The sequence below is a fragment of the Shinella sp. M27 genome (assembly GCF_049199905.1).
Taxonomy (GTDB): Bacteria; Pseudomonadota; Alphaproteobacteria; order Rhizobiales; family Rhizobiaceae; genus Shinella.
Genome location: NZ_JBLZPK010000014.1, coordinates 214,049 through 233,242, shown reverse-complemented (window position 1 = coordinate 233,242; position 19,194 = coordinate 214,049). Strand labels below are relative to the sequence as shown.

The following is a 19,194-nucleotide window of genomic DNA, read 5'->3' as shown; positions in this document are numbered from 1 at the left end:
TGTCGGAATGGTCGGCTGTTCCTCTTCCGAGAGGTCGATACCGGCGATGTATACGGACATTGTGAAGAGTGCGAGCAAGGCTTCCGTAGCCCGGATGAGATCGAGGCAAACAGTGGTTTTCTGACGCTGCTCAACGATTCCGAGGCCGATTGGGCCACCGAAGAGGAAATAGGACGCACCGTCTGGGCGAACTACAAGATTTCCTCCGCAGGAGAGGGGGAGTAGGCCTCCTTCCCGACCCCATACGGCATAGCCGCGACAGAAAGCACGTGAGGTCTACTAGCCCCCGACAAACTTCTTGAACCAAGCGGCGGGGTGTTCCTCTGGATTGGCAAAAGTCCAGTCATTAGTCGGCTTGATTTCGCAGACAACGATACCATCGTCGCCATCCATGTGCTTACGCAGCAATGTCACGATATCATTCGAATTCCCCTTGAGGTTCCCAAGCCAGAAGGATTTCAGCGGACGGATGCAGCCCCATCCTCTTAGCTCCTTGATGAGGGCGTCATAGTTCTTCACCTTACGAAGGTCGTAACTGATCATATATGCGGGCATGCCAGTCTCCTTTCTTGGTTGAGAAGGAGATCGCAATACACGGCGAGCGTTCGGTCAAGCGTTTCCGGCAGAAACCGCCAGAAACCATAGTTGTTCGACTTTTCCACAGCCGTCCATTGCCACCTAACCCCTCCACCCCAGCAGAAAGGAACCAGCATGCGCATGATCCGAAGTCTTGTCTGTGCCGGCCTCGCCCTTGCGGCCATGGCCCTGTCTTTCGCCGCACCGTCGATCGCGGCCACGCCGCCTGACCCCGGCATCTATCAGCCGATCAAGGCCAGCCTCGATGCCCCGGCCGTCCTGCAGGTCTATGACGATCACGTCGCGCTGACCTGCGTGGCCCCGGCTGCCATCATCAGCGCCGCCGCCGGCCGAAGTTCTCTCCCGACCGATGCGCGCCTGAACATCGCCGACGCGACCGGCATCCGCCTCAACCTCATCGAGGTCCGAAGTCGCTGCTGATCCCGCATGCCTGAAACGAGAGCCGGGCTTAGTTGCCCGGCTGCTCCCAATAATATTCTGGAGCATCTCCGTACGGTGTTTTGCATTCGGGGCATGCTAAGTCACTACCAAATTTCGGCCTTGATAAGCGGTGTAATTTTCCTGCGCTAACTTCGCAACGAGGGCAAAATGGAAACCCTTTTGGCGTCCCGTCCGGTAGCGTTTCGAACTTAAATCCCCTGACGTCGACTAAAGTGGCCTTGAACGCGAAGGTCTCTTTTAGCCGGGCAATCTCGAGATCCTTGGCGCGCATTTCCTCCCGTGCATCCACAAGTGCAATGCGAACATCAGCCAAGTTGCTGATCACGTCCGCCAGTTTTGCTTTCATCTCGGCTTGATCAAGGCCCTTGTCGATTTCCCGCAGGTCCTTTGCCACACCAACTGCGGTCGCTACTGCCGATAAGGCCCCTGCCCAATCCATTCGCCCCTCCCAAGGTTAGCCCTTGCCAGTCCTGAAAAATGCCCGGCATGAGAACGTGTCTCAATCTTTGAATTTAATCAAAGGAAATCAAAATGGCCCGTGGCGGTAAACGTGACGGCGCCGGCCGTCCCGCCGGCGCGATTACTCAGCGCACAAGAGAGGTCGCTGAGCGTTCGCTTGCGACCGGCATGTCGCCGCTCGACGTGATGCTCGAAAATATGCGGCACTTCCAGCAGGTGGCCCTCGACGCCGAAGCAACCCTCGAAGGCCTCACGGCCGAGGAGTTCTCGGACAAGGTCCCGAGTGACGCCACGCCCGAGCAACAGTTCAAGTTCCTGCTCGCCGAAGTGAAAAAGACCGCTGGGCTCCGCCAGATGGCGCAGGACGCTGCCCGCGATGCTGCACCGTACGTCCACGCCAAGCTGGCTTCTGTGGAACACTCCGGCCCCAACGGCTCGCCTATCGCAATCAGCGTCTTGGCAGAGGATGCCAATCTGTGATGCATGGAACCAGCAAAGCTTACGGAGAAGCAGCGAGAGGCTAACCGTCTGCTGGCCGGCCCGGCCCGCAACATCATGCTCAGGGGTGGTTCCCGCTCAGGCAAGACTTTCGTACTGGTGCGGGCGCTCATCCAGCGCGCTATCAACGCTCCCGGCTCTCGTCACGTCATCTTCCGCTTCCGGTTCAACCACGCCAAGACATCGGTGTGGTCCGACACTCTACCCAAGGTCCTGTCGCTCTGCTTCCCGTCACTTAAGGTCAGGTTCGACAAGACGGATTTCTATGTCGAATTGCCGAACGGTTCGGAAATCTGGATTGGCGGCCTCGATGACAAGGAGAGGGTCGAAAAGATCCTCGGCCAAGAATACGCCACTCTCTATTTCAACGAGAGCAGCCAAATTCCATGGGCTTCGGTCGAAACGGCGATGTCTCGTCTGGCGCAGAAATGCAAACTGGCGCCAGCGATCGCTCTGGCCACGGGCCGTGCCTTCCTCACGCTGAAGGCCTATTTCGACTGCAACCCGCCATCCAAGCTCCATTGGAGCTACCAGATGTTCCGGGCAAAGATGAAGCCAGGCACCAAGGAGGCGCTGGCTAAGCCGGAAGACTACGTAGAGATGCAGGTCAACCCTGCCGACAACGTCGACAACCTGCCGGCCGAGTATTTCGACGTCCTTGCCTCGATGTCCGGAGCCAAGCGACTGCGCTTTGAGGCTGGCGAATGGGCGAGCGACGTCAGCGGCGCACTGTGGGCTCTGGAGGATCGCAAGGCGCCTGACGGCAAGACGATGCCGGGCATAGACAGCCTGCGCGTTGCCTCGTTGCCAGAGATGCGCCGCATCGTCGTATCAGTTGACCCATCAGGCACGCGTGGCGATGGAGCTGGGGACGATATCGGCATCGTCGTCGCGGGGCTCGGCGTCGACGGCCATGGCTATATCATCGAGGACGGCACCTGCCAGATGTCGCCGGAAGGATGGGGACGCCGCGCCGTTGAACTCTACCACCGCCATGAGGCGCATCGGATCATCGGCGAGCGCAACTTCGGTGGAGACATGGTCAGGTTCACCGTCTCTACAGCAGACAAGAAGGCGGCGTTTAAGGAAGTGGTCGCAAGCCGAGGCAAAGCAGTCCGAGCCGAGCCGATCAGCGCCCTCTACGAGCAGGGCAAGGTTCATCACGTTGGGGACTTCCCTGACCTTGAGGACCAGATGTGCAACTTCACGCCTTCCGGATACCTCGGTGAAGGATCGCCTGACCGAGCCGACGCTCTCGTCTGGGCTCTGACGGAACTGATGCTCGGAGGTTCCAGCTACACGCTCGAGAATGTTTAGGAGGCCGACTGCGCCGGCCTCCTGGGAAATGCGGTTAAAGCTTCAAGGTGGCAACGTTGTCCTTGTAATCCTCTTTGGGATCTCCCATGCCGAGGAACATTTTCAGGCCCGCGACAAAGCTCGATGCGTCTTTCCAGATCTCAGCATCCGCGGGCTCGAAACGCAGCAAGCAGAGCTTGGGATCGTCCTTGCCTTCCTCGAACCAGGCGGCGACGAAGCGGTTCCACAGGCGATCAATGAGGGCCGGATCGTTATCAATTTCGAGCGTGCCTTGAACGGTCGCGAAGAGGTCATGGCCCTTCGAGGAATACACAAGCGTTGCAGGGACGGGCGACGACGCGCTGTCTGCGAGTTCAGTGCCCTTAGCGGTGAAGAAGAAGATGGACTTGCGATCGCCGTCGAACTGAGCGGTGAGGGGCTTGGGATGGACGTCCTTAGTCCCGACCATGGCGGTCATATCTGAGCGGATGGACTTCCAGAACTTGTCGGCGAATTCGTGTTCGTCGGTCATTTGGGTGCCTTTCGAGGTGATGGCGGGCCAATATTGCAAAGACGTGCCGGTACAGGCCGCCTCAGCGATCGGGATGCCTAAACACCTGAACCCACACAGACGTTCCGAGCAGAAAGCCCGAGAATGGCAAATGTTATCGCACTATTTCGCGACAGCCTGACGAGCTTGGTGTCCCGCATGGGCACCGACCGAGACAAGGCCGCGACGACCTTCTATGCGCACACGGTAATGACGGACGATCAACTGATCGCCGCCTACAGCACCGCATGGCTGCCGCGGAAGATCGTGGACATCCCGGCGCTTGACGCATGCCGCAAATGGCGCGACTGGCAGGCGAAGAAGCCGCAGATCGAAGCGATCGAGGAGGAAGAGAAGCGCCTGAACGTCAAGGGGAAGGTGCTGGAGGCCATGAAGAAGGCCCGGCTGTTCGGGGGCGCGGCGCTCTACATCGGCACGGGCGATGCCGACCCGTCCAAGCCCTTGGAGGTCGAGCGAATTGGCAAGGCCGGCATTCGCTACCTTAACGTCATCACGCGCCGGAAACTGAGCGCGGGCGAGATTGAGCGCGACCCGGAATCGGAGTGGTACGGCAAGCCGAAGGACTACACCCTCTCGGGCAACAACGGCCAGCAGGTCGTGATCCACCCGTCGCGCCTGGTGCTTTTCTCCGGAGCGATGCCGGCGGACGATGAGATCCCGACGAACGTCTGGCAGGGCTGGGGCGATAGCGTCCTTCAGTCCACGCTCGACGCGATCAAGAACGCGGACAGCACGGCCGGCAATATCGCCTCCCTCGTGTTCGAGGCGAAGGTCGATGTCATCCGTATTCCGGACTTCATGGCTTCGTTGAACAATGAGGTGTATCGCTCGAAAATCATTGAACGTTACACGCTCGCGAACATGTCGAAGGGCATCAACGGGACACTCCTTCTCGACAAGGAAGAGGAGTACGATACCAAAAGCGCATCGCTCGCCGGCCTGACTGATATCCTCATGGCTTTCATGCAGATTGTGTCCGGGGCGGCCGACATCCCGGTCACGCGTCTCCTGGGGCAGTCACCGGCCGGTATGAACTCGACCGGCACGTCGGACATGAAGAACTACCATGACCGCATCCAGTCGATGCAGGAGCTGGAGCTTCAGCCAGCCATGGCCCGCCTTGACGAATGCATCGAGCGATCGGCCGGCGTGGTTGACCCCGATGTCCACTATCGCTGGGCGCCTCTTGAGCAGATGAGCGAGAAGGAGCGGGCCGACATTTTCAAGATCACGGCAGACGCCGCCCGCCAGTTGGTGGGAACGACGCCGGGGCAGGAGATCGTGCCGCGCGAGGCTGTGTCCGACGCTCTGGTCAACCGCCTCGTCGAGGATGGAGTTTTGCCGGGTCTCGACGCCGCGATCGAGCAATACGGAAAACTGAGCGAGCAAGAGCCTTCAGACGAAGAGCTTGCCGCGGCTGCGGCAGCCAACATCAAGCCCAGCGAAGGGCCGGTGAAGCTTAAGTGATTTGTCTCAGGAGGGCTTCGATCTCTGACGACATGGGCGGCTCATCGGTTTGATCGAGTTGCACACGACTGCGGGATTTAGCGTCCTGCTCGTACCAGCTTATCAGGGCAGACGCGATGTTCTTTGCAGCGGCATCGGTCCGTTCTACCCCATTCTCCTCGCACCATGCGCAAAGATACCCCTCGAGGACGTCGAGATCATCTGGTGAAAGCGGTACCTTTAGCGGTGTTTCAGACGGATCAAGCATTCACCTTCTCCACGCCGGCAGACCACGCGGCATCCTTCTAAAAAACAGTCAATGAGTAGCGCCCCTGCCTTGTGCAGAGCTTTTGCTATGGAGCGACCATGCAATTCACCGACGCTGTAGCGGTGTCCGGCGCACGTCGGACGGCCGATGGATATCTCGTGGCCGAAGCGCGGTCGGTGCGCACCGGAATTCAGCTTTATGCGGGCTCAGAGGTCGGCAAGCCGGAGCTGTCGGTCGTGCGCGTCTATCGCCCCGCCGATCAGGTCTTCGCCGACGCAAGCCTCCAGAGCTTCACGCACGCGCCGGTGACGATGGATCACCCGGCAGAGGCGGTGACGGCGGACAACTGGAAGCAACTCGCCGTGGGCGAGGTCAGCACGGCCGCGAAAAAGGACGGCGAGTGGGTTCACCTGCCGCTGATCCTGAAGGACGCCGCAGCCATCGACGAAGTCGCAAGCGGCAAGCGGGAGCTGTCAGCTGGATACACCTGCGAACTGGTGTGGGGCGACGGCGTAACGCCCGACGGCGAGGCGTTCAACGCCACTCAGACCAACATCAAGATCAACCACCTCGCGATCGTCGACAAGGCGCGGGCGGGTTCAAAGGCTCGCATCGGCGACGGTGCGGTATGGGGTGCCTCGCCCTTCGAGGATCAATCGGGCCTCGCGCCCATCACCAAGGAGAAAGACGCAATGTCTGACACTCTCAAGACGGTGGTTCTGGGCGACAAGGCCGTCCAGGTTGCCGTTTCCGACGTCGCAGCGATCGACGCCTTCAAGGCCGACGCCGCCAAGACGCTTTCCGATGCGAAGGCTGCACATGATGCCGCCATTGCCGCCAAGGATGCCGACCTCGCCAAGAAGGACGCCGAGATCGACGCCCTCAAGGCCAAGGTTCTCGACGAAAAGGCGCTCGATGCCAAGGTGCAGGCCCGTGCGGACCTCATAACCGTCGCCAAGTCGATCGCCAAGGACGTCAAGACCGAAGGCCTGACTGACGCCGCGATCCGCAAGGCAGTCGTTTCCGCCAAGCTCGGCGATGCGGCCGTTGCCGATAAGGCCGACGCCTACATCGACGCGCGCTTCGACATCCTCGCCGAGGACGCGAAGAAGAACCCCGATCCATTCGCCGCGGTCGTCCGCGACGGCGTGAAGCCGACCGGCGATGCCCACACGCAAGCAGATGACGCTTGGAACAAGAGCGTCTCCGACCTCAACGCCTGGCGCAAGGAGGCTTAACCCATGCCCATGACCTTCTCGACCACCATTGCCGCCTATGCCGTTGGCCGTCGTGCCAATATGGAGGAATGGAACACCATCACCCGCACCAACTCGGGTGCAACGGCCATCCCGTTCGGCGTTCCCGTCGTTCCGGGTTCGGGTGCGCACACTTGCGTGATCCTGACCGCGACGGCACAGAACATCCTCGGCATCACCGAGGCCAGCGCCGTGCAGCCGCATGTCGGCGACAACCATGCTCAGTACGAGAACGTTCCGATCTGTGAATCCGGCGTTATCGGCGTGCTTCTCGGCGCCGATGTTACGGAAGGCGCGCAGGCTCGTTTCAACCTCGCAAACAGCACTTGGACCGCTGCGGCTCAGTCCGCGACGGTCGCCACCATCCCCGGCGCTCAGTTCGCGGAGGCCGGAACAAACGGCTCTGTGGGCGTTGTCCGCTACCGCCGGCCGGTCCCATCCCTGTCGGTCGCCTCGTAAGGAGCACGCACAATGAACACCATTCTCAACGATGCGCAGGCTCTGGCCTTTATCCAGGCGCAGGCGTTCAAGGTAAACCAGCAGGTTTACGAAGCCCGGTTCCCCGATTGGGACTACGGCCGGCTCGTATTCGTCGATACCAGCGGCCCTGCGTGGTCTCCCGGCGTCCTAACGTACACGTCCGACCTGACGGGCGCCGCCAAGTGGCAGTCCGGCTTTGCGAAGGATATCCCGCTTGCCGACGTCGGTCAGGCCATGCAGCAGAGCGCCTTCCACCTGGCGGCGATCGGCTACCAGTACAACATCGAGGAAGTGAACACCGTCTATCAGGTCGGCGGTACGCTGTCCTCGCGCCGTGCTCGCGCGGCCAAGCTGGCATACACCAAGTTCATGTGGGACCTGGCCATTCAGGGCTCCACGGAAAAGGGCAAAGCCGGCCTGATCAACAACGCCGCCGTAACTCCGGTTGCGGCAACGAATGACGGCACGGGTTCGGCTCGTCACTGGATCGCGAACGATGGCACGGTGACCAAGACCGCGGCCCAGATCCTTCGTGACGTCAATCAGGCACTGACTGGCATCAACGTCGCGACGAACACCCTGGAATACGCCGATACCATCCTGCTGCCGACAGAGGCGTTCAACCTGATCGCGTCGACGCCGTTCAACTCGCTCGGCGCGGACACGATCCTGTCGTGGTTGCTCAAAACGAACGTCTACACACTCGCCACGGGTCGTCAGCTGACCATCCGGGCCGTGCCGTTCCTCCGCACCGCCTCGACGCAAACGGTCGTCGGTGGTGGCCGTATGGTCGCCTACAAGAACGATGAGAACTATGTGAAGCTCAACCTTCCGATGCCTCACCAGTTCTTGCCGGTCTATCAGGACGGCCCGCTCAACTGGCAGGTGCCCGGGATCTTCCGCACGGGTGGTCTCGATTTCCAGACCACGGCCACTTTCTACTACCTCGACGGCATTCTGCCGGCGCCGTAAGCGGCCTAGCCAAAAACCCACCCGGTGTTGTGCCGGGTGGGTCCATTCAAGGGAGTGATCGATGGCCCACCACCTCAAGAACCTGTCCGGCATCCCTTTGGACATCGCAACGCTCAAGGGGCCGGCAATCCTTCCGGCAAACGGCTCCATCACGGTTGACCTCAGCGCTTTTGAGATTGAGGCGATGCGGCATTCGCCAGTGATCGAGATTTCGGAGGGTGGCGATCCGGCGGGCGATGAAGACAGCTTGGCGAAGCTCCGCGCCGATTACCTCGAAGTTGTAGGCAAGAAGGCCTATCACGGCTGGAGCGCCGAGGAGCTTCAGACGAAGATCGACGAAAAGCTGGCGGAGTAGGCCATGGCCGGATATGGCGATAACGCAGGCTTCACGGCCTATGCCGAGGCTGCCGGCTACGTCTTCCCGGACGGGACCACCGAACCGCAGAAGACCGCGGCTCGCCAGCGCGGTTCTCTCGTGATCGATCGGTACGAGCGGTTCTTCTCAGGCACGCGCACCGGCGGCTATTCGCAGGAGAGGGCATGGGGCAGGACCGGCGCCACTACGTACTACGGCGAGGCAATACCGGCCGGTGAAATCCCGGTGGCCATCATCAACGCATCGTATGAGGCGGCTTTCCTCGAACTCACCAATCCCGGCAGCCTGTCGCCGGTTGTCACGGGTAATGCAGCGGTGAAGAGCGAGAAGGTCGGGCAAATCCAGATCGAATACGCCGCGTCCTCGTCGACGAGCATTGCGGACATGATCGCCATGGCAACGCCCGTCGTAACCACCATAGAGGGGCTGCTCTGGCCGTTCCTAATGCCGGTGCTGCCGGCGATATTGGTTGTCTGATGCCGAACGCTCTCTACACCCGCCTCCAGGCCACTGCGGACAGGCTGATCAAGTCCTACGGCCAGGCTGGCACCGTGACGCGCCTAGGCCCGGTTGACCCGGTGGAAGGCGGCGATCCAGTCGCAACGCCATACCCGGCAAAGCTCGTGCCGATGGCCTACAGCGCCCGCGAGATCGACGGAACGAACATCCTCGCCGGGGACATGCAGATCTACATTTCGTCCATGGGCCTCGCCATCGAGCCTAAGCCCGGCGACCTCGTAACCGCCAGCGGCAAGGCGTTCCGCATCGTCAACGGCGACCCGAACAACTACGACGGCATCACGAATGTCGTCTTCATCGTCCAAGGAAGGATTGCATAATGCCCCACGCGCTTCTCTCGATGGACTACAAGACCCACAAGGCCGGCAAGCTGCTAACGGATATCCCGGCGCGCGAAGTGGAGACGATCGAACGTCTCGGGCTTGGTACTGAGGTCAAGGATGCTCCGGCCAAGGCTGACCAGAAGGGCAAGGGCGAGAAGCCCGCCGAATAATGGCCACGCTCCGCCAGCAGCTTCTAGACCTGATCGACCGGCTCGCCCCTGAAATGGAGCGGGCGTTCCTTGAGGCGGTCGAAGACATCAAGTCTGAGATCGTGCTTCGCGAGATCGTGGAGCGACTGGAGCGGAGAGACATTGAGGGCGCCATTGAGGCCCTTCACATCGACGAAGCAGCGTTCCGCCCGCTGGCTGAGGCGTTGAGGCAGGCCTACAACGCCGGCGGCATCATGGTCGTCAAAGACATGCCGCGCCTGTCCGACCCGCTTGGCGGTCGCGTGGTGCTTCGCTGGGATGTGCAGAACCAGGGCGCCGAAGCAAACATTCGCGAAATCTCGTCAAGGGCGATCACCGACATCACGCATCAGACACGCGAGGCAGCGCGAGAGACTATCGTATCCGCCTATGCGCGAGGGCAGGGGCCGAACACCATCGCACTCGACCTCGTCGGTCGGCAGAGCCGCGTGACAGGGCGCCGCGAGGGCGGCATCATCGGTCTCAACGCTCCGCAAGCCGAGCTGATTGAGCGGACCCGTATCAACCTGCTCTCGGGCGATCCGGCGCTGATGCGGAAGTATCTGACACTGAAGACCCGCGACAAGCGTCTCGATGGAGCCGTGCGGCGTGCGATTGATGCCGGCAAGCCGCTCGACAAGGCGACGCTCGATAAGGTGCTGATGCGCCTGCGAGACCGAAACCTGAAACTGCGCGGCGAAACAATCGCTCGAACAGAGACCGTAACCTCTATCATGGCCGCAAAGCACGAGGCATATCGACAAGGCCTTGAGAAGATGGGGCGAGATGAAAGCCTCGTGAAACGGAAGTGGCGGAGCTCTGGTCGCCGGAATGTTCGGCACACCCATCAGGTTCTCAACGGCCAGATCGTTGTAGGCATGGATCTGGCTTTTCAATCTCCGTCCGGTGCGCTGCTACGCTATCCCGGCGACACATTGCTGGGGGCCGGCGCGGCCGAAATCGTGAATTGCGTCTGTGACGTGGATTACGAGTACGATTTCGCGGAGGCTTATGCGCGGTCGCGAGGCCGTTAAGACTTCTGCTCACGGGCGGCGATCTCTTTGGCAATCGCTTCTCGGATCATGTCGAGACGCTTTTCGCCATCGTGGAGGACGGAATCGATCTTGGCCGTCATGCCTTCGGCCAACGGTAGACGTAGCTGTTCGGTCCATTCTTTCTTTCGCCCCATGCGCTTGGCATTAGCGTGTACATGAATTTCTGTCAAAGCTCGCTACAATCGTGTACATGTTATTGACTTAATATCATGTACACGTTAAATCTTCAATCAGCTACACGATTGGAGACGAAGATGAGCATCGACACAGATTGGGAGTTGAAGGCAATTCACTGGGAGCGCGAAGCCAAACGGCTGATCGCAGAGAACAGCAACCTCAGGAACAAGGTCCTTCTGACGGAAGCGGCGCTCGCGCCGTTCCGGTCTGGCGGCGACTGGGGTTACATCAAGGCGCTTATCGTGGCTGGCGCTCCTGATCCGGCTATCGGTAAGAACCTTGCTAAGAAGATCACGGAAGATCAGGCCGCTATTGATGCCTGCCACTCTGTTCCGGAAACGGGAACAGTCGTGCCGGAAACTGCCGTTGATTTTGGCGCGATCATTGCTGATCTGGAGGAGGCGCACGGCTTCGCCGCCCTGTCTCCCGGCGGACGAGAGAATATCGAATACGCCATAGCTAATCTGGAGGAGGCTTGGAAGACCACTTACCAGAACGGTTTCGTTGATGGTGAGAAGCATGCGGGAGAATATCTCGTCCTGAGGCTCGGTCGCATGCTGGACGAAGCGTTCCGCCGCATGAGCCAGCCGAAAATCCTTGGCTTTGACGCGGATGGATTCCCCATAGATAATCCGGAATACCTGCCCACTGGGGACACTCAGGTCGGCGTAGAGTTTGCGACCCAGTATCTCGGCGCTGATGGCTCGATTGTACCGAAGGTCTATAGCATCGGCGTCAACACGATGACGAAGGTTTTTACGCCGGCGGGCTTGACCAACGTGTCTGACCTCCAGGCTGTATTCGATGCGGTGGAAATCGCTCTCTCTAGCAATGAGGCCGCCAGTAAATGACTGGCCAGTGTTCAGTGGAGGGATGTGGGAAGCCGCATCACGCACATGGGTATTGCTCGCGTCATGCCTATCACTTTCGCGCTCACGGCGATGCTACGGCCGGAAGACGTAACGCTACACCAGGCGAGGGTTTGCGATGGATAAAGGAGCACGCTGGGTATGATGGCAGCGGTTGCCTTTTCTACCCGTTCGAGAAGACTCGCCACGGCTACGGCACGTTGATTGTTGACGGACGTCGGTGTGTGGCTTCGAACATAATGTGCCGGGAAGCCCACGGCGAACCTCCATCGGCCGGCATGGAAGCTGCACATGAGTGCGGTAACAGGCCGTGCGTCAATCCTACCCATCTTCGGTGGGATACTCGGTCAGGAAATCAAGACGACAAGCATGCGCACGGCACGTTCCTGCGGTGGATAGAGAGCAAATCAACCCTTAGTGCTTCCGACGTTCTCCGCATTCGACAACTCGCTGGAACGGTGATGCAGAAAGAAATCGCCGCGGAGTACGGCGTCACACAAACCATCATCAGTAAGATCATCTCAAGAAAACGGTGGGGCTGGCTGACGGATGACGGCAGGGACGTTCGCGGGAACGATATCTGACTGGGGGCAGGCCGAGCTTGAAAGAGCAGAGGCTATATTTCAAACCGCCGCTCAGGTCGTGGCAAACGAAGTTAGGACGCCGGTTGCAGAAGGCGGGCGGCTCCCGATCAAGACCGGCAACCTGCGGCGCTCGCTGATGGCCTCCACGGCAGAGATGCCGATGATCAAGCCGGAGCAGGCGACGTTCTCCGATAGCGGCGTCGAAATGGTGATCGCCGGGGCTGAACTCGGCGGCGCGGTCTATCTCGGATTTCAAGCGGCCTATGCTGCCCGCATGAATTACGGGTTTGTCGGCGAAGACAGCTTAGGCCGCGTCTACAATCAGGCGGGATACGGTTTCGTGGATGCCGTGGCGCAGCGCTGGCCGCAGATCGTCGCTGAGGCCGAGGCTAAGGTTCGTTCTCGCTTCGAGGGCGCTTCTCAGACAGCATTATGAGCATCGCCCGCTGAATGAAGTCGGTGTTCTTGATGAACATCTCCACCACGGCCTGACCGCCTTCGGTCTCTGCCTTTTGCCCACGGAATAGGTCAACGGCCTTGTCGAGCAAGGCGAAAATCTCGCGGTCGGTCAGCGGCTGGTCGGGCATGGGAAGGACGTAGCACGGATGGCCGACACGGTGGAGAAGAAAATCTACCAGGCGCTCACCACCCGCGCGCAGGGCTTCACGCCTCCGGGCGGCATCACAATTGTCCTGCCGGGTGCCTCCTTCACGCCGACGGCGTCCAGCAAGTTCATCTCGATCGAGGTCCACTTCAACCGGTCGATCGAAACCGACCTTTCGCTCAAGCTCGATCCCATCCGCCAAGGCTTCATGAGGGCCAACGTCATGTGGCCGAAGGGTGCCGCCATCGTGGATGGGTATGAGGTCGCCGGCCAGCTACGGGCGCACCTGAAGCGCGGGACGAAGGTCTCCCGCGAAGATGTGCAGGTTCGTGTCGACGAAGACCCAGAGATCGGCCCGCTGGTCGCTGGCGACACGCACCACACCATTCCCGTCACCATCCGGTGGCGCTCATACTTCCAACCGGCCTGATTGGCCTGCCGTCCCGGCGCCTTCGGCAAGCGCAATCAGACATGAAGGAAAACCACCATGCAGCTTTATCCGGTAGCTGGCAGCCGCATCTATATCGGCCCGGCCGTAACCTCTGTGCCCGATGACGAGGACATGGTCGCCTCGCTGTTCACCTCAGTCGTCTGGACCGAGATCGACGGCTGGCAGACCATGGGCGCCATCGGCGACAGCAAGGCGCTGATCACGGAATCGGCTATCAATCGCGGCCGCGACATCAAAGCGGGCGGCACCAAAAACGCCGGCTCGATGCAGAACCAGTTCCTTGTGCTTCCCGACGACGATGGACAGCTCGCGCTGATCGCCGCCGAGAACACTCGCCACAATTACCCGTTCAAGATCGTTCACGACGACGCGCCGCCTGCACTATCGTCCGTCGTGACGATGACGATCGCGGCCCCCGGAGTCATTTCCTGGGCCGGCCACACGCTGGTGAATGGTAACGCGGTCAAGTTCTCCACGACCGGCGCGCTCCCGACCGGGTTGGTTGCGGGAACCACCTACTATGTCGTCAGCGCTGCGAGCGGCACACTCAGCGTATCCGCGACGCCTGGCGGCTCGGCCATCACCACCACCGGCACGCAGAGCGGCGTCCATACCGCAACGACCGTGCCGACCGGTTCCACGAAGCTGTTCTACGGCATCGTCATGGGCTCGCCGGAGCAGGGCGGCGGCGCCAACACCGCGCGCCTGGTTTCGACCACGATCGAAATCAACTCCGCCATCCTCCGCATCCCGGCCGCAGCCGCGTAACGCTTGGTGATCAATGTCTGAGAACACCGTCAATCTCGATCGCTTCGATGCTCTCGTCCAATCGCAGGAGGAGGGCATCGAATTCGATCTCGTCGATGAAGTCGGCAAGCCGATTGGCCTCAAGCTCGGGATGGTCGGGCCGGACAGCAAGCGTGCTCGGCAGGCCATGAAGGCGGTTGCAGCCGAATTCTCTGCGAAAGCAGAGGAGAAGGGCACGTTGCTCGCGCCCGAGGATGAGGAGGAGGAGCGAATGATAGCTTTCCTCGCCAAGGTCACAACGCACTGGTCGCCCGACCCGTCGATCGGCGGCAAGGCTGTGTCCTTCTCCGAGGAGAACGCGAAGACGTTCTTCACCCGCTTCCGCATGTTCTATGAGCAGGCTCAGGCGCGGGCGGTGCGCCGCGCCCCTTTCGCCAAAGGCTGATCGCTCATCTCTGCCAATTGATCGCCGATCAAGCGGCCGGCAGGCCTATTAAGGTCCCGGCCGCTGGAGAGCAGGTGTGGTTCTGGTTCCGAGAACTGGACAGCCAGCGGCAGGGCAACGGCTATGGCATGAACTCTCTGGGCTTCCGAGAGATCAAGGCGTGGGCGGATCTCCGCGAACTGTCGCTTCTGCCATGGCATCTCGACGCGATCCTCGCACTCGACATCAAACGGCGAAGTGTTGCCGCGACTACGGCGCAGGCCGAAACAGAGAAGCCACAAGCCGAGGTTTCCAAGCGTTCGCTCACATCGAAACTGTTCGACGCTCTTTTCCCCGACAGGACAGCCAAATGACAACAGCCGTACTCGGTCTAAAGATCGACAGTTCAGAAGCGCGTTCAGCGACAGTCGATCTAGATCGGTTTGAGGTCAGCGCGGTCAAACTGGAAAAGGCTGCCGACAGCCTTGCTGCCTCGGCTGGCGCACTCGCTGGCGCCTTGAAAAAGGTTGGCGACGAGACGAAAAAGGTCCCGCCTGTCGCCAAACCCTTCGAAAATCAGGATGAGCACGTCAAAGCGTTTCGCGCTGAGATCGAGCGGCTGACGACGAAGTATCAGCCGCTCGCGCAGGCGACGAAGAACTACGAGGCGTCGATCTCGGAGATCAACCGGGCGCATCAGATCGGCGTGATCAACGCCCAACAGATGCAGAAGGCGCTTGATGCTGAACGCATGGCCTACGATCGCCTGAAGACGTCCGCAATGGGGGCAAATCAGGCGGTCGTCGCGGCGAACCAGAACAATCCCTCCGGCGCCCAGCGTGCGGCCGGCATCAACGCGGGCTATCAGTTCCAGGACATTGCTGTCACCGCCGCCATGGGCATGAACCCTCTCATGATCGGCCTGCAGCAGGGCACGCAGCTTGCGTCCGTTCTTGCGACCATGGAGCGACCCGTCGCCGGGCTTGCTGCTGCTTTCGCGTCCATCATAAGCCCGGTCACGCTCGTGACAGTCGGCCTCGTCGCCGGCGTCTCGGCGCTAGTTCAGTATTTCACAACCGCTGAAAGCGGCACGGAAAAGACGGCAAGGCTCTTTGAGGAGCAGAACGAAACCATCCGGCGCGCGGCCGAACTCTGGGGCGATGCTGCTCCGGCGCTGAAAGCCTATGTCGACGAGCTCGACAGAGCCGACAAGATCGCAAAGGGCAGGGAGGCCGGCGGTATCTTGGCCGGCCGAGAGCTTGAGGGCCTTTCCGCCAATCTCGACAACATAAAAGTCAAGGCAGTCGAGGCGCTGCGGTCCCTGCGAGGAGACCCAAGTAACGCGGTTGTGGTGCGGGATCTGGTCTCGGCCTGGGGCGACCTGCGAGAACGCCTGGACAATGGCACGGCTTCGATGGCCGACCTGAACCGCGTACAGAGCCAACTCGCCACCGCCGTAAGCTCCTACGGCACACCGCAAGTCCTCGCGTTCAGCAAGGCGTTTGACGAGGTCACGGCTGCAATCTATCGCGGCGTCGAAGCGGCGCAGAAGGCCCGAACTGAGTGGATCGCTGCGATTGCAGGCGGGACAAACGTGCAGGATATCGTTGAAGGATCGACTTTCAACGACAACGGAACGATGCGCCGGCCGTCCGACTTCGTGCCTCGCGTGCCCGGCGTGCCGGTTCGTCGCCCGTCGGACCTGTCGCGCGATCCTGATCCTTCCGATACGCGCATTCTCAATTCGGATGGGCGCCTTACCGGCGTGCCAATCCCCGGTCAGAAGCCGAATTTCTTTGAGCTGGAGAAGGAGAACGAGAAGGTCGATGACCTCACCAAGGCCTATCGGCGCGCGCAAGAGGCAAAGGCCGATTTCTGGCTAGACCTCAGCTTCTCGGAGCGCCAAGCCGGTCGCAGCGCCATGGATCAGCGCATCGCCAGCACTCTCACGCGCTATGGCTTTGACGAAAACCTCCAGTCTCCTGAGGCTGAGGCGCTACGCAAGCAGATGCGCGAGGGCGAGGCCAAGGACCTGTTCAAGGGTTTCTTCTCCGGCGTTTATCAGGAAGCCTGGAGCAACGGCGGCAAGATCGGCGATGCAATCGTCAAGTCCGCGCTCAACGCTGCTCAGAAGGCCGCAGAGAAGGCATGGGATTCCATCTTCGATAGCCTTGCAACAAAACTCGGGGCGTGGCTCACAAGCGGCGCCGACAAGGGCGCAGGCACGGTCGCCGCCGGGTTTAGCCCTACGACCACGCTCGGCGCCGTTTTGGGGGCAGGTGGCGCGGCAAATGACAACAAGGCATCAGCATCGATTCCCACAACCGATGTCGGTGCCTACATCGCGCAGGCCGCGATCAAACGTGGCATCGATCCCAAAACGGCTCTTGCTGTCGCGCGCTCCGAAGGTGGGCTCAACAGTTGGAACCTCCAATCGAGATACGTCAAGAACGGCGTGCAGGAGCCATCATTCGGCCCGTATCAGCTCTACATGGGCGGTGGTCTGGGGAACGCGTTCCAGAAGCAGACCGGGCTTGATCCGCGCCTCGCCGCCAACGGCCCTGCGGGTGTTGATTTTGCCCTTGATCATGCCGCCAAAAATGGCTGGGGCGCATGGTACGGCGCGAAGAACACCGGCATCGGCAACTGGGAAGGCATAGGAACTGGAGGCGCTGGCTCGGCCGTTGAGGCCGTCAACAAGTTGGCGGAATCTGCAGGCGCGGCAACAAAAGGCCTCGACACCCTGGGAGGTGGCTTAGGTAAGATTGGCGAGAGCCTTTCCACCAGCTTTTTCCCTTCCACCCCTGCGGGCGGCGCCACCAGCACAGGAGGTGGCGGGCTCTTCAGTTGGCTCGGCGGCCTCTTCGGCGGCGGACAGTGGGGCGCGGCGAAGTCCGGCCTGCTTAAACCTGGTCTGTTCGCCAATGGCACAGGGTACGCCTCCGGCGGGCTCTCTATCGTCGGCGACAAAGGACCAGAACTTCTCAACATCCCTACAGGCTCGGGAATTATGTCGAACGACAAGCTCGCCGCCGCACTCAACGACAACCGTTCAAGCCAGGCCATTAAGGGTCAGCGGCCAGAGCTCAAGGTCTACGTTCAGGGCGCCAACGGCGACGCGCAAATCCGTCAGATGGCTCAGCAGGGCGCGCGGGACGCTCTTGTCGAATACGACAAGATGCTTGAACGCGGCCGCTTCGGCGATGTGCAGCAGGACTATCAGGCAAACAAGGGGTAATCCGTGGTTTCTCTGCTTTCTGCACCGCTTGTTCCGGCAATGTACCTTCGCCCAGCGCGCGCCTCGTTCGACGTTGTCGGTGGGGCGGTCGAGGGCGGTGCCAATCTGCTGGGTGAGAGCGTCAGCATGGAGATGACGGGCGGCGGTCAAGTGACCGCGGCCTACGAAAGCTGCATGGTCGAGGCTGACGACTTCGAGCGTCATGAGGTGATAAACTGGCTGGGAGCGCGCGGCAATGGCAGCTTCAGGCCCTTCACGGTCGAAATCATCAACGACTGGGTGAGCCCAGGCAGGACGATCGGCGGCATCCCGCATTCCGACGGCGCCCTTTTCTCTGACAATTCTGGCTATTCGCAGTCCGGTGCTTGGGGGAAGGCGTCCGCGTCGGCTGCCGTGGGCGCCGGCAAGCTTCAGGTGCGGGTCTACAACGCCTCTCGCGACCTTCGGTGGGCGGATTGGTTTTCGATCTACCACGCGACGGCCAAGGGATGGCGTGCTTATCGCTACTGGGAAAGCATCAAGACAGGAGCCGGGGCTGAGACCATCGGAGGCGAACTCCTTACCTATGCCGACTACCAACTGGGGATCGGCCCGACATTGCGCGAGGCTATTGCAGTGGACACCCGGATTGAGTTTGCCAGGCCGAAGTGCGTCATGCGGTTCCCGCGCGGTTTTACTCTGCCGTGGGACTACGAGGCGTTTTACTCCTCCCGGCCTACCTTGCAGTTCGTCGAGGCTTTCTAGATGGCGGACTGGGTTCCAGAAAATGTCACGGAAGCGCTCGCTACCAGCCACCAACTTGGCGTCTTCATTCATGTGGCGACGACGCCGCCGTTGAGGCTGTGGCTCGGGATCAACGATATTCCAATCACGATTGAAAGTATCGACCCGTCTGGAGCCGTTTATCAGGGCGCCGGAAAACTGATCGGCGTCCCGACCTTGGAGACGCTGGTGAACGGCACGGCTGACGCCGTGGAGTTCTCGCTTTCCGGGGTCGACCCGCTAACCGGCGGCAAGGTGATCGAGAGCATCCCACCGGTACGTGGCTGCGCCGTCTATGTCGGCATCACGACGCTCGATGACTACTACCAGCCCATGAGCGCGATCGTCGCGCTTTGGAGGGGTACGGCATCGCACCCGACGGAATCGCTCCAATCGGTGACCGGTACAGAAAACCGGACAATGACCCTTGGCCTCACGGTCGCGGCCGGGGAGCAGACCCGCAGCCGGCCGGCCCGCTCTCTTTGGTCCGCAGCACATCAAAAGGCGATCTCGCCGACCGACCGATTTTGCGACAACACCGCCCGAATGGCGCGCGGCGTGCAGCCCGTCTGGCCGAACTACTAGGACGCATC

27 protein-coding genes are annotated in these 19,194 nt (G+C 60.8%); 23 read left to right on the top strand and 4 right to left on the bottom strand.

The annotated features are described in order from the left end of the window. A partial coding sequence (locus tag ACOZK4_RS06345; protein ID WP_421591108.1) for a hypothetical protein occupies positions 1-225 on the top strand: 225 nt, incomplete at its 5' end. A 54-nt stretch (positions 226-279) separates the two neighbouring features. Here ACOZK4_RS06345 and ACOZK4_RS06340 read toward each other — a convergent pair. Beyond that, the gene (locus ACOZK4_RS06340) at positions 280-555 is read right to left on the bottom strand and encodes a hypothetical protein (protein ID WP_421591107.1); all 276 of its coding nucleotides are present in this window, start codon (positions 553-555) and stop codon (positions 280-282) included. Between the two features lie 162 nt (positions 556-717). Between ACOZK4_RS06340 and ACOZK4_RS06335 the strand changes: the two genes are divergently transcribed. Next, complete coding sequence (locus ACOZK4_RS06335; RefSeq protein ID WP_421591106.1) at positions 718-1,017, top strand: hypothetical protein; 300 nt, start codon at positions 718-720, stop codon at positions 1,015-1,017. Positions 1,018-1,045: 28 nt separating this feature from the next. On the opposite strand, the gene ACOZK4_RS06330 is transcribed toward ACOZK4_RS06335, so the two are convergent. After that, complete coding sequence (locus tag ACOZK4_RS06330) at positions 1,046-1,477, bottom strand: hypothetical protein (protein WP_421591105.1); 432 nt, start codon at positions 1,475-1,477, stop codon at positions 1,046-1,048. A gap of 92 nt (positions 1,478-1,569) precedes the next feature. On the opposite strand from ACOZK4_RS06330, the gene ACOZK4_RS06325 reads away from it, so the two are divergent. Together ACOZK4_RS06325 and ACOZK4_RS06320 are read left to right on the top strand one after the other, a co-directional pair. Next, positions 1,570-1,977, top strand: a complete 408-nt coding sequence (locus tag ACOZK4_RS06325; protein ID WP_421591104.1) for a hypothetical protein — start codon at positions 1,570-1,572, stop codon at positions 1,975-1,977. 3 nt (positions 1,978-1,980) lie between these two features. After that, positions 1,981-3,312 (top strand): phage terminase large subunit, encoded by a 1,332-nt coding sequence (locus ACOZK4_RS06320; RefSeq protein WP_421591102.1) that lies wholly within the window; start codon positions 1,981-1,983, stop codon positions 3,310-3,312. A gap of 34 nt (positions 3,313-3,346) precedes the next feature. On the opposite strand, the gene ACOZK4_RS06315 is transcribed toward ACOZK4_RS06320, so the two are convergent. After that, the gene (locus ACOZK4_RS06315) at positions 3,347-3,823 is read right to left on the bottom strand and encodes a pyridoxamine 5'-phosphate oxidase family protein (protein WP_421591100.1); all 477 of its coding nucleotides are present in this window, start codon (positions 3,821-3,823) and stop codon (positions 3,347-3,349) included. Between the two features lie 123 nt (positions 3,824-3,946). On the opposite strand from ACOZK4_RS06315, the gene ACOZK4_RS06310 reads away from it, so the two are divergent. Then, a complete protein-coding gene (locus tag ACOZK4_RS06310) occupies positions 3,947-5,329 on the top strand; it encodes a DUF1073 domain-containing protein (RefSeq protein ID WP_421591099.1) in 1,383 nt (460 codons plus the stop codon). On the opposite strand, the gene ACOZK4_RS06305 is transcribed toward ACOZK4_RS06310, so the two are convergent. Next, positions 5,322-5,576 (bottom strand): hypothetical protein, encoded by a 255-nt coding sequence (locus tag ACOZK4_RS06305; protein ID WP_421591098.1) that lies wholly within the window; start codon positions 5,574-5,576, stop codon positions 5,322-5,324. The genes ACOZK4_RS06310 and ACOZK4_RS06305 overlap by 8 nt on opposite strands. Before the next feature lie 98 nt (positions 5,577-5,674). Here ACOZK4_RS06305 and ACOZK4_RS06300 point away from each other — a divergent pair, with 98 nt between their 5' ends. The 18 genes from ACOZK4_RS06300 (at position 5,675) to ACOZK4_RS06215 (ending at position 19,186) form a co-directional block, all read left to right on the top strand. Beyond that, positions 5,675-6,814: a DUF2213 domain-containing protein gene (locus ACOZK4_RS06300; protein WP_421591097.1), complete on the top strand. Its 1,140-nt coding sequence runs from the start codon at positions 5,675-5,677 to the stop codon at positions 6,812-6,814. 3 nt (positions 6,815-6,817) lie between these two features. Continuing rightward, complete coding sequence (locus ACOZK4_RS06295; protein ID WP_421591096.1) at positions 6,818-7,291, top strand: structural cement protein Gp24; 474 nt, start codon at positions 6,818-6,820, stop codon at positions 7,289-7,291. A 12-nt stretch (positions 7,292-7,303) separates the two neighbouring features. After that, complete coding sequence (locus ACOZK4_RS06290) at positions 7,304-8,284, top strand: DUF2184 domain-containing protein (protein WP_421591095.1); 981 nt, start codon at positions 7,304-7,306, stop codon at positions 8,282-8,284. A 61-nt stretch (positions 8,285-8,345) separates the two neighbouring features. Continuing rightward, positions 8,346-8,639 (top strand): hypothetical protein, encoded by a 294-nt coding sequence (locus tag ACOZK4_RS06285; RefSeq protein ID WP_421591094.1) that lies wholly within the window; start codon positions 8,346-8,348, stop codon positions 8,637-8,639. Between the two features lie 3 nt (positions 8,640-8,642). After that, positions 8,643-9,137: a DnaT-like ssDNA-binding protein gene (locus ACOZK4_RS06280; RefSeq protein ID WP_421591093.1), complete on the top strand. Its 495-nt coding sequence runs from the start codon at positions 8,643-8,645 to the stop codon at positions 9,135-9,137. Next, entirely contained in the window at positions 9,137-9,499 is a 363-nt protein-coding gene (locus ACOZK4_RS06275; protein ID WP_421591092.1) for a hypothetical protein, read from the top strand. The genes ACOZK4_RS06280 and ACOZK4_RS06275 overlap by 1 nt, the downstream gene beginning before the upstream one ends. Next, positions 9,499-9,672, top strand: coding sequence for a hypothetical protein (locus ACOZK4_RS06270; RefSeq protein ID WP_421591090.1), 174 nt, complete (start codon positions 9,499-9,501; stop codon positions 9,670-9,672). Before ACOZK4_RS06275 ends, ACOZK4_RS06270 begins: the two co-directional genes overlap by 1 nt. Continuing rightward, positions 9,672-10,724: a head morphogenesis protein gene (locus ACOZK4_RS06265; RefSeq protein WP_421591089.1), complete on the top strand. Its 1,053-nt coding sequence runs from the start codon at positions 9,672-9,674 to the stop codon at positions 10,722-10,724. The genes ACOZK4_RS06270 and ACOZK4_RS06265 overlap by 1 nt, the downstream gene beginning before the upstream one ends. A 275-nt stretch (positions 10,725-10,999) precedes the next feature. Continuing rightward, positions 11,000-11,773, top strand: a complete 774-nt coding sequence (locus tag ACOZK4_RS06260) for a hypothetical protein (protein ID WP_421591088.1) — start codon at positions 11,000-11,002, stop codon at positions 11,771-11,773. Continuing rightward, positions 11,770-12,375, top strand: a complete 606-nt coding sequence (locus ACOZK4_RS06255) for an HNH endonuclease (RefSeq protein ID WP_421591087.1) — start codon at positions 11,770-11,772, stop codon at positions 12,373-12,375. The genes ACOZK4_RS06260 and ACOZK4_RS06255 overlap by 4 nt, the downstream gene beginning before the upstream one ends. Further along, a complete protein-coding gene (locus ACOZK4_RS06250; protein WP_421591085.1) occupies positions 12,341-12,811 on the top strand; it encodes a hypothetical protein in 471 nt (156 codons plus the stop codon). Before ACOZK4_RS06255 ends, ACOZK4_RS06250 begins: the two co-directional genes overlap by 35 nt. A gap of 169 nt (positions 12,812-12,980) precedes the next feature. Next, on the top strand, positions 12,981-13,409 hold the full coding sequence (locus tag ACOZK4_RS06245; RefSeq protein ID WP_421591083.1) for a phage tail terminator-like protein: 429 nt from the start codon (positions 12,981-12,983) through the stop codon (positions 13,407-13,409). A 57-nt stretch (positions 13,410-13,466) separates the two neighbouring features. Next, a complete protein-coding gene (locus ACOZK4_RS06240; RefSeq protein WP_421591082.1) occupies positions 13,467-14,198 on the top strand; it encodes a hypothetical protein in 732 nt (243 codons plus the stop codon). Between the two features lie 13 nt (positions 14,199-14,211). Next, the gene (locus ACOZK4_RS06235; protein WP_421591081.1) at positions 14,212-14,622 is read left to right on the top strand and encodes a hypothetical protein; all 411 of its coding nucleotides are present in this window, start codon (positions 14,212-14,214) and stop codon (positions 14,620-14,622) included. A 17-nt stretch (positions 14,623-14,639) separates the two neighbouring features. Then, positions 14,640-14,975 (top strand): phage tail assembly chaperone, encoded by a 336-nt coding sequence (locus tag ACOZK4_RS06230; RefSeq protein WP_421591080.1) that lies wholly within the window; start codon positions 14,640-14,642, stop codon positions 14,973-14,975. Further along, positions 14,972-17,839: a phage tail length tape measure family protein gene (locus tag ACOZK4_RS06225; protein WP_421591079.1), complete on the top strand. Its 2,868-nt coding sequence runs from the start codon at positions 14,972-14,974 to the stop codon at positions 17,837-17,839. Before ACOZK4_RS06230 ends, ACOZK4_RS06225 begins: the two co-directional genes overlap by 4 nt. A gap of 3 nt (positions 17,840-17,842) precedes the next feature. After that, entirely contained in the window at positions 17,843-18,583 is a 741-nt protein-coding gene (locus tag ACOZK4_RS06220) for a hypothetical protein (RefSeq protein WP_421591077.1), read from the top strand. Further along, positions 18,584-19,186: a hypothetical protein gene (locus tag ACOZK4_RS06215; protein WP_421591076.1), complete on the top strand. Its 603-nt coding sequence runs from the start codon at positions 18,584-18,586 to the stop codon at positions 19,184-19,186. Positions 19,187-19,194 lie beyond the last annotated feature (8 nt).